Annotated in this window: 12 protein-coding genes; 11 read left to right on the top strand and 1 reads right to left on the bottom strand. The window is 68.1% G+C overall.

All coding sequences use genetic code 11. The annotated features are described in order from the left end of the window. The first annotated feature begins 70 nt into the window (after positions 1-70). The 3 genes from AC1DXX_RS26675 to AC1DXX_RS26665 all read left to right on the top strand — a co-directional run bounded on the left by AC1DXX_RS26675 (position 71) and on the right by AC1DXX_RS26665 (position 2,790). Positions 71-1,327, top strand: coding sequence for a lipoprotein-releasing ABC transporter permease subunit (locus AC1DXX_RS26675; protein ID WP_478137231.1), 1,257 nt, complete (start codon positions 71-73; stop codon positions 1,325-1,327). Beyond that, complete coding sequence (gene lolD / locus AC1DXX_RS26670; protein ID WP_478137230.1) at positions 1,320-2,084, top strand: lipoprotein-releasing ABC transporter ATP-binding protein LolD; 765 nt, start codon at positions 1,320-1,322, stop codon at positions 2,082-2,084. Before AC1DXX_RS26675 ends, lolD begins: the two co-directional genes overlap by 8 nt. A gap of 115 nt (positions 2,085-2,199) precedes the next feature. Next, positions 2,200-2,790: an ATP-dependent Clp protease proteolytic subunit gene (locus AC1DXX_RS26665; protein ID WP_478137229.1), complete on the top strand. Its 591-nt coding sequence runs from the start codon at positions 2,200-2,202 to the stop codon at positions 2,788-2,790. 3 nt (positions 2,791-2,793) lie between these two features. Here the strand turns inward: AC1DXX_RS26665 and AC1DXX_RS26660 are convergent, their stop codons facing one another. Continuing rightward, positions 2,794-3,180: a RidA family protein gene (locus tag AC1DXX_RS26660; RefSeq protein ID WP_478137228.1), complete on the bottom strand. Its 387-nt coding sequence runs from the start codon at positions 3,178-3,180 to the stop codon at positions 2,794-2,796. Positions 3,181-3,367: 187 nt separating this feature from the next. Here AC1DXX_RS26660 and AC1DXX_RS26655 point away from each other — a divergent pair, with 187 nt between their 5' ends. The 8 genes from AC1DXX_RS26655 to AC1DXX_RS26620 are packed head-to-tail and all read left to right on the top strand — an operon-like array spanning position 3,368 to position 12,459. Further along, positions 3,368-4,942, top strand: coding sequence for an ABC transporter substrate-binding protein (locus AC1DXX_RS26655; RefSeq protein ID WP_478137227.1), 1,575 nt, complete (start codon positions 3,368-3,370; stop codon positions 4,940-4,942). 29 nt (positions 4,943-4,971) lie between these two features. Then, the gene (locus AC1DXX_RS26650; protein WP_478137226.1) at positions 4,972-5,913 is read left to right on the top strand and encodes an ABC transporter permease; all 942 of its coding nucleotides are present in this window, start codon (positions 4,972-4,974) and stop codon (positions 5,911-5,913) included. 3 nt (positions 5,914-5,916) lie between these two features. Continuing rightward, positions 5,917-6,756, top strand: coding sequence for an ABC transporter permease (locus tag AC1DXX_RS26645; RefSeq protein ID WP_478137225.1), 840 nt, complete (start codon positions 5,917-5,919; stop codon positions 6,754-6,756). Further along, complete coding sequence (locus tag AC1DXX_RS26640; RefSeq protein WP_478137224.1) at positions 6,756-7,790, top strand: ABC transporter ATP-binding protein; 1,035 nt, start codon at positions 6,756-6,758, stop codon at positions 7,788-7,790. Before AC1DXX_RS26645 ends, AC1DXX_RS26640 begins: the two co-directional genes overlap by 1 nt. Next, positions 7,787-8,764, top strand: coding sequence for an ABC transporter ATP-binding protein (locus tag AC1DXX_RS26635; protein WP_478137223.1), 978 nt, complete (start codon positions 7,787-7,789; stop codon positions 8,762-8,764). Before AC1DXX_RS26640 ends, AC1DXX_RS26635 begins: the two co-directional genes overlap by 4 nt. Positions 8,765-8,766: 2 nt before the next feature. Beyond that, positions 8,767-10,068, top strand: a complete 1,302-nt coding sequence (locus tag AC1DXX_RS26630) for an amino acid deaminase (protein WP_478137222.1) — start codon at positions 8,767-8,769, stop codon at positions 10,066-10,068. A 10-nt stretch (positions 10,069-10,078) separates the two neighbouring features. Further along, on the top strand, positions 10,079-10,993 hold the full coding sequence (locus AC1DXX_RS26625) for a MurR/RpiR family transcriptional regulator (protein ID WP_478137221.1): 915 nt from the start codon (positions 10,079-10,081) through the stop codon (positions 10,991-10,993). Continuing rightward, positions 10,990-12,459 (top strand): N-acyl-D-amino-acid deacylase family protein, encoded by a 1,470-nt coding sequence (locus AC1DXX_RS26620; RefSeq protein WP_478137220.1) that lies wholly within the window; start codon positions 10,990-10,992, stop codon positions 12,457-12,459. The genes AC1DXX_RS26625 and AC1DXX_RS26620 overlap by 4 nt, the downstream gene beginning before the upstream one ends. The last annotated feature ends 116 nt before the right edge of the window (positions 12,460-12,575 follow it).

Below are 12,575 nucleotides of genomic sequence, written 5' to 3'. Positions count from 1 at the left end.
GGGGTGTTCGGCCATCCCTCTATTGTCCCGGATGCCCCAAGGCGATCCGGGATGCCACAATTCCGCCCCTATGCGACTTCCTTATGAACTGCAGCTCGGCTGGCGCTACACGCGCGCAGGCCGGGCGACGCGGCGCAACGGCTTCATCTCCTTCATTTCCGGTGTCTCGATGCTTGGCATCGCGCTGGGCGTGGCGGCGCTGATCATTGTGCTCAGTGTGATGAACGGCTTCCAGAAAGAGGTGCGCGACCGCATGCTCGGCGTGGTGTCGCACATCGAGATCTTCTCGCGCGACGGCCAGGCGCTGCAAAGCCTCGACGAGATCATGGCCGCGGCGCGCAAGAACCCCGAGGTGATCGGCGCGGCACCCTTCATCAACACGCAGGCGCTCATTGCGCGCGGTGAAGACATGAAGGGCGCGATCGTGCGCGGCATCGATCCCAAGCTCGAGCCCGAAGTCACCGACACCCACAGCATCGCGGCCAAGGGCACCTTCGACAAGCTGGTGCCGGGCGAGTTCGGCATCGTGCTCGGCATCGAACTCGCGCGCTCGATGTTCGTGCAACCAGGCGACAAGGTCACGCTGGTGGCGCCCGGCGGGCAGGTCACGCCAGCCGGCGTGGTGCCGCGGCTCAAGCAGTTCACCGTGGTCGGCGTGTTCGACTCGGGCCACTACGAGTACGACTCGGCCCTCGCCATGGTTCACGAGCAGGACGCGGCCCGCGTCTTCCGCCTCGAGGGGCCGACCGGCATCCGCCTCAAGCTCAAGGACCTCAACGAGGCCCGCGACGTCGCCGACCAGCTGGCCGTGAGCCTGCCCGGCGAGTTCCTGATCCGCGACTGGACGCGCCAGAACAAGACCTGGTTCGCGGCCGTGCAGGTCGAGAAACGCATGATGTTCATCATCCTCACGCTGATCGTCGCGGTCGCGGCCTTCAATCTCGTCTCGACGCTCGTGATGACGGTGACCGACAAGCGCGCCGACATTGCCATCCTGCGCACGCTCGGCAGCTCGCCGCGCAGCATCATGGGCATCTTCGTGGTGCAGGGCGCGATGGTGGGCGTCATCGGCACCGTGGCCGGCCTGCTGCTGGGCCTGGGCATCGCGTACAACATCGACGTGATCGTGCCCTTCCTCGAACGGCTCTTCCACGCCAGCTTCCTGCCCAAGGACATCTACCTGATCAGCAAGATGCCGAGCGACCCGCAGCGCAGCGACATCATGCCCATTGCCGTCATCTCCCTCATCCTGGCTTTCCTTGCAACGCTGTACCCGAGCTGGCGCGCCAGTCGCGTCAACCCCGCGGAGGCGCTGCGCTATGAGTAGACAGATCCCCACGCTCGGCACGGGCGTGTCCTCGCTGCCCTCCGAGGGGGCGGTTATCGATTCGTCGGGCCGACCCGGCGCCGGTGGCGTGGTCCTGAAGGCCCGCGGCCTCACCAAGCGCTTTCACGAGGGACGCATCGACCTCACCGTGCTGCACGGCGTGGACCTCGACGTGCGCGCCGGCGAAACGCTGGCCATCGTCGGCGCTTCGGGCTCCGGCAAGAGCACGCTGCTGCACCTGATGGGCGGGCTCGATGCGCCCACCGCGGGCAAGGTCGAGCTGCTGGGCAAGGACATCGCGCATGCCGATGCCGCGGAGCAGGGGCGGCTGCGCAACCAGCACCTGGGCTTCGTGTACCAGTTCCATCACCTGCTGCCGGAGTTCAGTGCGCTCGACAACGTCGCGATGCCGCTGAAGATCCGCCGCGTCGAGTCCGGGCAGGCCGCGCAGGCCGCCGCGAAGATCCTGGCCAGCGTGGGCCTGGGCGAGCGTGTCCACCACCGTCCGGCCGAGCTGTCGGGCGGCGAGCGCCAGCGCGTGGCGATCGCGCGTGCGCTGGTGACGCAGCCGGCCTGCGTGCTGGCCGACGAGCCCACGGGCAACCTCGACCGCAGCACGGCCGACACGGTGTTCGAACTGATGCTCGACCTTGCGCACCGGCACGGCACGGCCTTCGTGATGGTCACGCACGACCAGGAGCTGGCGAAGCGCTGCGACCGCGTGCTGCAGCTGGTGGCGGGGCGGCTGGCCGGCTGATTCCCCGGGGCGCTGCACAGGGCATGCGCCACGGCTTGCCACGGCGCATGCAAATGTGGCGAAACTGGGGCTGTCCGGCAAGACAGCCATTCAACTCACAGGAGCGCTTCTCATCATGGAAACCGACGACGACACCAAGCCCGCCGCCACGGCGGAGCCGCGCAACTCCTATCTGGAGGAGAAGGCATTCAAATCGCGCACGCTGCTGATCTTCGGCACCATCACCGATGCGGTGGCCGCCGACGTGACGCGCCGCCTCATCGCGCTCGACGCAGACAACCAGGAGCCCATCGACATCCTCGTGAGCTCGCCCGGCGGGCACCTGGAATCGGGCGATGCCATCCACGACATCGTGCGCTTCATCTCCGCGCCGGTGAACATGATCGGCACCGGTTGGGTGGGCAGCGCCGCCACGCACCTGTACCTGGCGGCCCCGCGCGAGCGGCGCGTCTGCCTGCCCAACACGCGCTTCCTGATCCACCAGCCGAGCGGCGGCGCCGGTGGCCAGGCCACCGACATCGCCATCCAGGCACAGGAAATCATCAAGGCCCGCCAGCGCATTGCCCACGAGATCGCACGCGAGACCGGCAAGCCGATCGATGTGGTGCTGGCCGACATCGAGCGCGACCGCTGGCTGTCGGCTGAAGAGGCCGTCGAGTACGGCCTGGTCTCGCGCATCATCCAGCGCAAGACCGAGCTGCGGTAGCAGTTACTTCGGCTTGTAGGCCACCACGTCGATCTCTACCTTGGCGTCGACCATCAGGCGCGCCTCGGTGGTCGAGCGCGCCGGCTTGTTCTCACCGAAGTAGCTCATGTAGATGCGGTTGAAGGCACCAAAGTCGCGCGCATCCTGCAGCCAGACGGTGCTCTTGCACACGTCGTCGAGCGTGGCACCGGCCAGCGCGAGCACTTTCTTCAGGTTCTCCATCACCTGGCGCGTCTGCGCCTCGATGCCGCCCGCCACGATCTCGCCCTCTGCATTGGCGGGCACCTGGCCCGACACGTAGATGAAATCGCCCGCGCGCACGGCGGGGGAGAAGGGGCGGGCCTGGCGGTCCGAGGCGACGGGCGGGGCGCCGAGGTATTCGAGCGGCATGAGGAACTCCTGAGGTGAAAAAAAGAAAGGGAGGGAAGGTGCCGAGTATCGATCCAAACTGAAAATTAGTTTCAGAATAGCCCTCAATCAAGGGTTAACACGGATGATTTGGCATGAATACTGCTTCAAAGTCGAGCCGAAAAGAAAATTTCTTTCACAAACCCGCTCGCCCATGAAGGAGTTCCCCATGTCCAACGCCGGTCTTGTCCAGCGCCTGCCGAAGCTGTCGAAGCGCAGCCTGCTGGGTGCTTCCCTGCTCGCGATGCTGTGTGCCGCGCTGCCTCATCAGCCCGCGCATGCCCAGGGGCCGCGCAACTTCGCCACGCTGGCGATGGTGGCCGAACCACAGACGCTCGACCCGATGGCTTCGACCGCCGACTTGGTCGGAACCATCATGCAGCACGTGTACGAAACGCTCTACACCTTCGACGCCAAGTGGAACGTGGTGCCGATGCTGGCCGAGACCATGCCGAAGATCTCCGCCGACGGCAAGAGCTACGCCATCACCCTGCGCAAGGGCGTGATGCTGCACAACGGCCGCGAACTCAACGCCGACGATGTGGTCGCCAGCCTGCAGCGCTGGATGGACCAGTCGCCGCGCGGCAAGGCCGTCGGCAAGGAAATCGAGAGCCTCAAGGCCAAGGGCCCGCTGAGCGTGGAGATCGTGTTGAAGGCGCCGTATGCGCCGCTGCTCTCGCAGCTCGCGCTGCCCAGCGGCATGGCCGCGATCATGGCCAAGGATTCCATCGCCTCGCCGCTGAAGGAGTTCGTCGGCACCGGCCCCTACAAGTTCAAGGAGCGCCGCCCCGACCAGTTCGTGCTGCTCACGCGCTTCGACAAGTACGCGGCGCGCAAGGAGCCTGCGAGCGGCTACGGCGGCAAGCGCGAGGCGGCCATCGAGGAACTGCGCTTCGTGCCCGTGCCCAATGCCAGCACCCGCGTCGAAGGCGCACTGGCCGGCCAGTACGACTTTGCCGACCTGCTGCCGGTCGAAGCCCTGCCGCGCCTGGAGAAGGCGGCCGGCAAGACGCTGCCCATCATGACGCCGTCGTTCGGCTTTCCGTACCTCGTGCTGAACACCAAGGAAGGCGTGGTCGCCAACCAGGCCGTACGCCAGGCGATCCAGTCCGCGCTCGGCGAAGGCGAGATGCTCGCGGCCGGCTTCGGCGACACGCGCTTCTTCGTCGCCGAGGGCAACCACTTTCCCAAGGGCTCGCCGTTCTATTCGACGGCCGGCGCCACGCTCTACAACGAGCGCAACGCGCCGAAGGCCAAGGAGGCCGCGGCCAAGGCCGGCTACAAGGGCGAGCCGATCCGCGTACTCACAAGCCGCCAGTACGACTTCCACTACAACATGTCGCTGCTGATGGCCGAGCAACTCAAGCGCGCCGGCTTCAAGGTCGACCTCAACGTGGTCGACTGGGCCACGCTGGTGCAGCGCCGCAACGACCCGAAACTTTGGGACATCTACGTCACCCATTCGGGCCAGTTCCCCGAGCCGATGCTCTCGCCGCCGCAGCTCGGCGACGGTGCGCCCGGCTGGTGGGACTCGCCCGCCAAGAAGTCGGCGCTGCAGGCCTTCAATGTCGAGAGCGATCCGGCCAAGCGCGGCGCGCTGTGGGGCAAGGTGCAGCAGGTCGTCTACGACGAGGTGCCGTACATCAACGTCGGCAAGTTCAACGGCCTCTCGGCCAAGAGCCCGGCGCTCGACAACTACCAGCCCGCGACCTGGCCGTTCTTCTGGAACGCAAGGATCAAGTAAACCCCGGGGCGTCACGGAGCCAACCACACATGTTTCGCTATCTCGCTTCCCGCGCCGCCGGCATGCTCGTCGTGCTCGCCATCGTGGCCGTGCTGGTCTTCGTGCTCACGCGCGCCGCATCGGGCGATCCGGTCTCGGTGCTGCTGGGCGACCAGGCCACCGCGGCCGACATCGCCCGCGTGCAGAAGGAATACGGCCTCGACAAGCCGCTGCCCGTGCAGTTCGGCTACTGGCTGCGCGAAGTGCTGCAGGGCAACCTCGGCACTTCGATCTTTCTGCAGCGGCCGGTCACCCAGGCGCTGTGGGAGCGCGCGGAACCCACGACGCTGCTCGCGCTGATGGCCGTGGCCATCGCGGCGCTGATCGGTGTGCCGTGCGGCATCGTCTCGGCGGTGTTCCGCGGCCGCGTGGTCGACCAGCTCTTCACCGGCGTCGCGATGCTCGGCGCCAGCATTCCGAGCTTCTGGCTCGGCATCGTGCTGATTCAGATCTTCGCGGTGTCCTTCGGCTGGTTCCCGGTGTCGGGCTACGGCGCGCCCGATGCGGCCTTGGCCGAGCGGCTGCATTCGTTGGTGCTGCCGGCCACGGTGCTGGGCCTGTTGAACTCGGCGCTCATCATCCGCTTCACGCGCGCCTCGATGCTCGACGTGCTCGGCGAAGACTACGTGCGCACCGCGCGCTCCAAGGGCCTGAGCGAGAGCACGGTGGTGCTCAAGCATGCGCTGCGCAATGCGCTGGTGCCCATCGTCACGGTGATCGGCCTCACGGTCGCGCTGATGATCGGCGGCGCCGTCATCACCGAGACCGTGTTCGGCCTGCCCGGCGTGGGCAACCTCGTGGTCAGTGCCGTGCTGCGGCGCGACTACCCCGTCATTCAAGGGGCGCTGCTCGTGATCGCCGCGATCTATGTGCTCATCAATTTCTCGATCGACCTGCTGTATGCGGTGGTCGATCCGCGCGTGAAGGTCTGAGCGATGCAAATGCCCCGAATGCTTCGCCAGCTGATGCACCGCCGCATCGTGATGGTCTCCGCGCTGGTGCTGCTGGTCATTGCGGTGCTCGCCATCGGCGCGCCGCTGTTCGCCTCCATCGACCCCAACGACACGGCCGTGCTGGAACGCCTGAAGGCGCCGAGCGCCGGACACCTGCTGGGCACCGACGAGCTCGGCCGCGATCTCTATTCGCGCATCGTGCACGGCGCACGCTATTCGCTGGCCATTGCGGCGCTCACCGCGCTGGGCTCGGTCATCGCCGGCACCGTGCTGGGCCTGATGGCGGGCTTCTTCCGCCGGCTCGACACGCCGCTGATGCGCGTGGTCGACGCGATGATGTCCTTCCCCGACATCCTGCTCGCCATCGCGCTGGTGGCCATCCTCGGGCCTTCGCTCATCAACACCGTGCTCGCGCTGGTGCTGGTCTACACGCCGCGCGTGGCGCGGGTGGTGCGGGCCTCGACGCTGGTGGTGCGCGAACTGCTGTTCGTGGAAGCGGTGCGCGCGCTGGGCGTGCGCACCTCGCGCATCCTGTGGCGGCACATCTTGCCGAACCTGATGTCGCCGATCCTGGTGCAGGTGTCCTTCATCTTCGCCTACGCGATCCTGGCCGAAGCGGGGCTCTCGTTCCTCGGTGTCGGCGTACCGCCCGAGATCCCGACCTGGGGCACCATGGTCGCGGGCAGCCAGCAGTATGCGCACCAGGCCTTCTGGGTGGTGCTGTTCCCGGGGCTCGCGATCATCTTCACCGCGCTCTCGCTGCAACTGCTCGGTGACGGCGTGCGCGACCTGCTCGACCCCAAGCTCAAGAAAACCCTGTGATGACGACCACGACCACCCCACGTCTCACGGTCAGCAACCTGAGCACCAGCTTCCCCACCGAAGACGGCCTGATCCGCTCGGTGGCCGATGTGAGCTTCTCGATCCAGCCCGGCAAGACAACCGCCCTGGTGGGCGAGTCGGGCTCGGGCAAGTCGGTCACCAGCCTCACGCTGATGCGCCTCTTGCCCAAGACCGCGAATGCGCAGGTCAGCGGATCGGCCTCTTTCGTGACCCGCGAGGGCAAGACACTCGATCTGCTGCAGATCGGCGAGCGCGAGATGCGCTCGCTGCGCGGCAACCAGCTGTCGATGATCTTCCAGGAGCCGATGACCAGCCTGAACCCGGTCTTCACCATCGGCGAGCAGATCGCCGAGAGCGTGCGGCTGCACAAGGGGCTGGACCGCAAGGCGGCGCTGGCCCATGCGCTGCGCATGCTGGAGCTGGTCGAGATTCCGGCCGCCGCGCAGCGCATCCACGAGTACCCGCACCAGCTCTCGGGCGGCATGCGCCAGCGCGTGATGATCGCGCTCGCGATGGCCTGCGACCCGACGCTGCTGATTGCCGACGAGCCCACCACCGCGCTCGACGTGACCATCCAGGCGCAGATCCTCGAACTGATGCGCCGGCTGCAGGCCGAGACCGGCATGAGCATCCTCTTCATCACGCACAACCTCGGCGTGGTCGCGCACCATGCGGACGACGTGGTGGTGCTCTACGCGGGCCGGGTGGTCGAGAGCGCGCCCGTGCGGCCGCTGTTCGCGAAGCCGGAGCATCCCTACACGCAGGGCCTGCTGGCCTGCCTGCCGGGCAAGGCGCGCCTGCCGGGGCAGCCCAAGCCCAAGCGCCTCTTCGCCATTCGTGGCCAGGTGTCGAGCCCGCTCGCGCCACCGCCCGGTTGCGCCTTCGAGCCGCGCTGCGACCATGCGCTGCCGGCTTGCAAGGAGGCGATTCCGCCGCTGATCGATATCCGCCAGGACCGCCAGGCCCGTTGCATTCGTGTGCAGCCGGACGCCCAACTCGCGAGGGTCGCATGACCGCAGTTTCTCCTTTGATCGAAGTCCGCGGACTCAAGAAATACTTCGGCAGCAGCGACCGCCCCGTGCGCGCGGTCGACGATGTGTCGTTCGCCATCCAGCCCGGCGAAACGCTGGGGCTGGTCGGCGAATCGGGTTCCGGCAAGAGCACCATCGGCCGCACCGTGCTGCGCCTGGTCGAGCGCACCGAGGGCCAGGTGCTCTACCGCGGCGACGACATCGGCGCGCTCTCGGGCGAACGCATGCGCAAGCTGCGCAGCAAGCTGCAGATCATTTTTCAGGACCCGTATGCGAGCCTGAACCCGAAGATGCGCATCAGCGCCATCCTCGGCGAGGCGCTGTCCACGCACGGCCTGCACAAGGGCGCGGCCGCACGCGACAAGCGCATTGCCGAGCTGCTCGAAACCGTGGGCCTGCGCGCGGAGCACGCGAGCCGCTTTCCGCACGAGTTCTCGGGCGGCCAGCGACAGCGCATCGGCGTGGCGCGCGCGCTCGCGGTCGAGCCCGAGTTCATCGTGGCCGACGAGCCGCTCTCGGCGCTCGACGTGTCGATCCAGTCGCAGGTCATCAACCTGCTGGCGGACCTGCGGGAGCGCCTGGGCCTCACCATGCTCTTCATCTCGCACGATCTCGACGTGGTCGAGTACCTGTGCGACCGCGTGGTGGTGCTGTACCTCGGCAAGGTGATGGAGGTGGCCGAGACCGACGAGCTGTTTGCGCGACCTTCGCACCCCTACACCCAGGCGCTGCTGGCCGCGAGCCCGAAGCCCGACCCCACGCTCGCCACCGAACGCATCGCGCTCAAGGGCGACATTCCCAGCCCCATCTCGCCGCCCTCGGGTTGCGTGTTTCGCACCCGTTGCCCGCATGCCATCGAGGCTTGCGCGCAGACTGTGCCGCCGCTCGAAGAGATTTCCCCCGGACACTATCGCGCCTGCATCCGCAAAGATCTGCTCTCACATATCGCCGCATGACCATGACCGACACCGCCGCCACAGACTTCAACGACCCGCTGCTGAGCAGCAACTTCAAGGGCTACCCACGCACCCAGCCGCCGCGCCGGCGCAGCGAGGTGGGCGCCGCGGGCTGGAACGTGCTGGCCGGCGACCTGCCGCTGCCGCTGGCCATGCTCAAGCGCGAGGCGCTCGAGCACAACCTGGCGTGGATGCAGTCGCGCGTGCGCGAGTGGGGCATCGACCTCGCACCGCACGGCAAGACCACCATGTCGCCGCAGCTCTTCCAGCGCCAGCTCGATGCGGGCGCCTGGGGCCTGACCTTCGCTACCGTCACGCAGCTGGCCGTGGGCGTGGCGGCCGGCGCGCGCCGCACGCTCATCGCCAACCAGGTGGTGAGCGACGAAGATCTCGCGGGCATCCAGATGCTGTTGCAGGCGCATGTCGACCTGCGCATCGTGTTCCTGGTCGATTCGCTGGCGCAGCTCGGGCTGATCGAAGACTGGGCGAAGCGCCATCCGGCGAGCGTGCCTTTCGAGGTGATGATCGAGATCGGCGTCGAAGGCGCGCGCACCGGCTGCCGAACGCATGAAGAAGCGGTGACGCTCGCCACGCGGCTGCGCGCCAGCGATGCCGTCAAGCTCGTGGGCATCGAGACCTACGAAGGGCAGGGCGCCACCGGTGTCAGCGAACCCGATACGGCCTACGCCAACACGCTGATGGACCGCGTCGAAGCCATCGCGCGCCACTGCGACACGCAGAAACTGTTCGAGACCGACGAGGTGCTGGTCTCCGCCGGCGGCTCGGCCATCTTCGATCTCGTGGCCGGACGCCTCAAGCCGGCCCTGGGCTCGCCGATGCGCGGCCTGCTGCGCTCGGGCTGCTATGTCACGCACGACCATGGCTTCTACAAGCGCATGGTGAATGCGGTGGACGAGCGCCTGGGTTGCGATTGCGGCGAGAGCTTGCGCCCCGCCATGGAGGTCTGGGCCACGGTGCAATCGCGCCCCGAGCCAGGGCTCGCGATCCTCGCCGTGGGCAAGCGCGACATCTCCTTCGACCTCTCGATGCCGGTGCCCATCGCGCGCGCGGCACGCGGCGCGCTCGAAGCCCAGGAGGTGCCTGCCGGCTGGAAGATCACCGCGCTCAACGACCAGCATGCGTACCTGCGCTGGGACGCCGCCGAAGAGGCGCAGGCGCCCGCAGTCGGCGACCGCGTCGGCCTTGGCATCTCGCATCCCTGCACCACCTTCGACAAGTGGCACTGGATGCCGGTGGTCGAAGAGAACTACCGCGTGAGCGACGCCGTCGCCATGCACTTCTGATCCCCCACCGATGACCCCCTCCCTGCTCAAGAAAATCGCCGAGATCCGCAGCGACGCACCGGCCACGCGGCGCGCGATTCTCGACCTGATCCTCGAAGACCCGGACCGCGTGCTCGAAGAGAGCTTCGAGCAGCTGGCCGAGCGCTCGCGCAGCTCGGTGCCGACCATCATGCGCACCTGCCGCGACCTCGGCTTTGCCGGCTTGCGCGAATTCAAGCTGGCGCTGGCGCAGGAACTGGCGCTCGGCGGTTCGCCGCTGCACCGCCGCGTCAACATCGAGGACGCGGCCGACGAGGTGGTCAGCAAGATCGCACGCAGCGCCGCGGCCTCGGTCTCGGGCGTGCGCGGCCAGCTCGACATGCAGGTGCTCGATGGCGCCGTGGCGGCCATCGCGGCGGCGCCGCATGTGGACCTGTACGGTGCGGGCGCGACCTCGTGGTTCATGGCCAACGACCTGCAGGCGCGGCTCTTCCGGCTCGGCCTCTCGGCCAATGCCTGGGCCGACTACCACCTGCAGCAGGTCGCCGGCGCGGCCCAGCGGCCGGGCGGCGTGGTCATCGCCATCTCGCATGTCGGCGGCATGCCCTCGCTGCTCGATGCGGTGGACATCGCGCGCGGGCAGGGCGCCAAGGTGGTCGCACTCACGCGGCCCGGCACCGCGCTCGCGGCCAAGGCCGACTTCCTGCTGGGGCTCTCGGTGCCTGACGACGCGGTGATGCACGTGGGCATCGATGCCTACCTGACGCACCTCACCGTCATCGAGATCCTCACCGTGCTGGTGGCCCAGCGCCGTGGCGAACCCGCGGTGCAGCGTCTGCAACGCGCTCGCGAAGCCTTCCAGCGCCATGGCATCGACGCCACGACCCACCCCCTGCAAAGCTGGGACGGCGGCGGCATCAACGAAAAAGGAGGACGCGCATCGTGACGCATCCGAAAGCCGTCCTGCTCGAAGCCGGCCTCGTGGTCGACGGCTCGGGCGGACCTTCATGGCCCGGCGACGTGCTGCTGCAGGGCGACCGCATCCTCGCGCTCGGCGAGGGCCTGCGCGGGCGGCTGCCCGAAGGCCTCATGCCCGCCGATCTCGACGTTGTCGATTGCCGCGCCAGGGTGATCGCCCCCGGCTTCATCGACGCGCACACGCACGACGACGCCATCGTGCTGCGCGATCCGCTGTGTTGCCCCAAGGTGTCGCAAGGCATCACCACCGTGGTGACGGGCAACTGCGGCATCTCGCTCGCGCCTTACCGCACGCCGCAGTCCAAGCCGCCGCTCACGCTGCTGGGCGCCGAGTCGTTCAGGCATGCCTCCATGGCCGAGTACCGCGCGGCCGTCGATGCGACGCAGCCCGCGCTCAACGTGGCGGCGCTGGTCGGCCACACCACCTTGCGCTTCGCGACGATGGAAGCGCTCGACCGGCCCGCGAGCGGCGACGAGCTGGCGCGCATGGAAGCCCTGCTCGACAGCTGCATGGCCGACGGCGCGCACGGCATGTCGTCGGGCCTGTTCTATGAGGAGGCCTTTGCCGCGCCGGCCGGAGAAGTGACAGCGCTCGCCCGCATCGTGGCCCGCCACGGCGGCGTCTACGCCACCCATTTGCGCAGCGAGATGCAGCAGATCATCGAGGCGCTGCACGAGGCCGGCGACTCGGCCTTCAACGCCGGCGTGCCGCTGGTCATCTCGCACCACAAGTGCGCTGGCCCCGCGAACTGGGGCCGCACGAAGGAGACGCTGCCGCTGATCGAGGCGCTCGCGCAGCGCCAGCAGATCGCGATGGACGTCTACCCCTACGTGGCCGGCTCCACCGTGCTGCGCGAAGACCTGGTCGACGGCGTCATCGACGTGCTGCTGACCTGGTCCGACCCGCACCCCGAGATGACCGGCCGCCTGATCTCCGACATCGCGCGCGAGTGGGGCATCACCGAGCAGGAGGCCTGCCTGCGCCTGAAGCCCGGCGGCGCCTGCTATTTCCAGATGCAGGAGGAAGACGTGGAGCGCGTCATCGCGCACCCGCTCACGATGATCGGCAGCGACGGCCTGCCGCACGACCGCCATCCGCATCCGCGCCTGTGGGGCGCGTTCCCGCGCGTGTTCGCGCGCTACTGGCGTGAGCGCCGCCTCTTCACACTCGAGCAGGCCGTGCACAAGATGACCGGCATGACCGCGCGCAACCTGCGCATCGCCGACCGCGGCCTGCTGCGTGTCGGCGCGATGGCCGACGTGGTGGTGTTCGACCCCGAGACCATCGCCGACACGGCGACCTACGACAAGCCGCATGGCGTGAGCCTGGGCGTGGAACGCGTGTTCGTGAACGGCGTGCTGGCCTACCGCGGCGGCGAGACCGAGGCCCGGGTGCTCGCGCGTGCGGGGCGGATGCTCACGCGCGGGCGCTAGGAAAGTACTGCGCACGCCGGTGTTGACCGGCCGTTGCGCTCTTGTTCGGGGCGCTCTTGTTCGGGGCGCGTGCACAGGCCACCGGGTGCTCCCCTCCGCGAATGCCTCCGCGAATG

This window comes from Variovorax sp. P4_B10 (assembly GCF_056402375.1).
The sequence above is the reverse complement of the archived record's forward strand: the minus strand, read 5'-3'. Positions and strand labels throughout refer to the sequence as shown.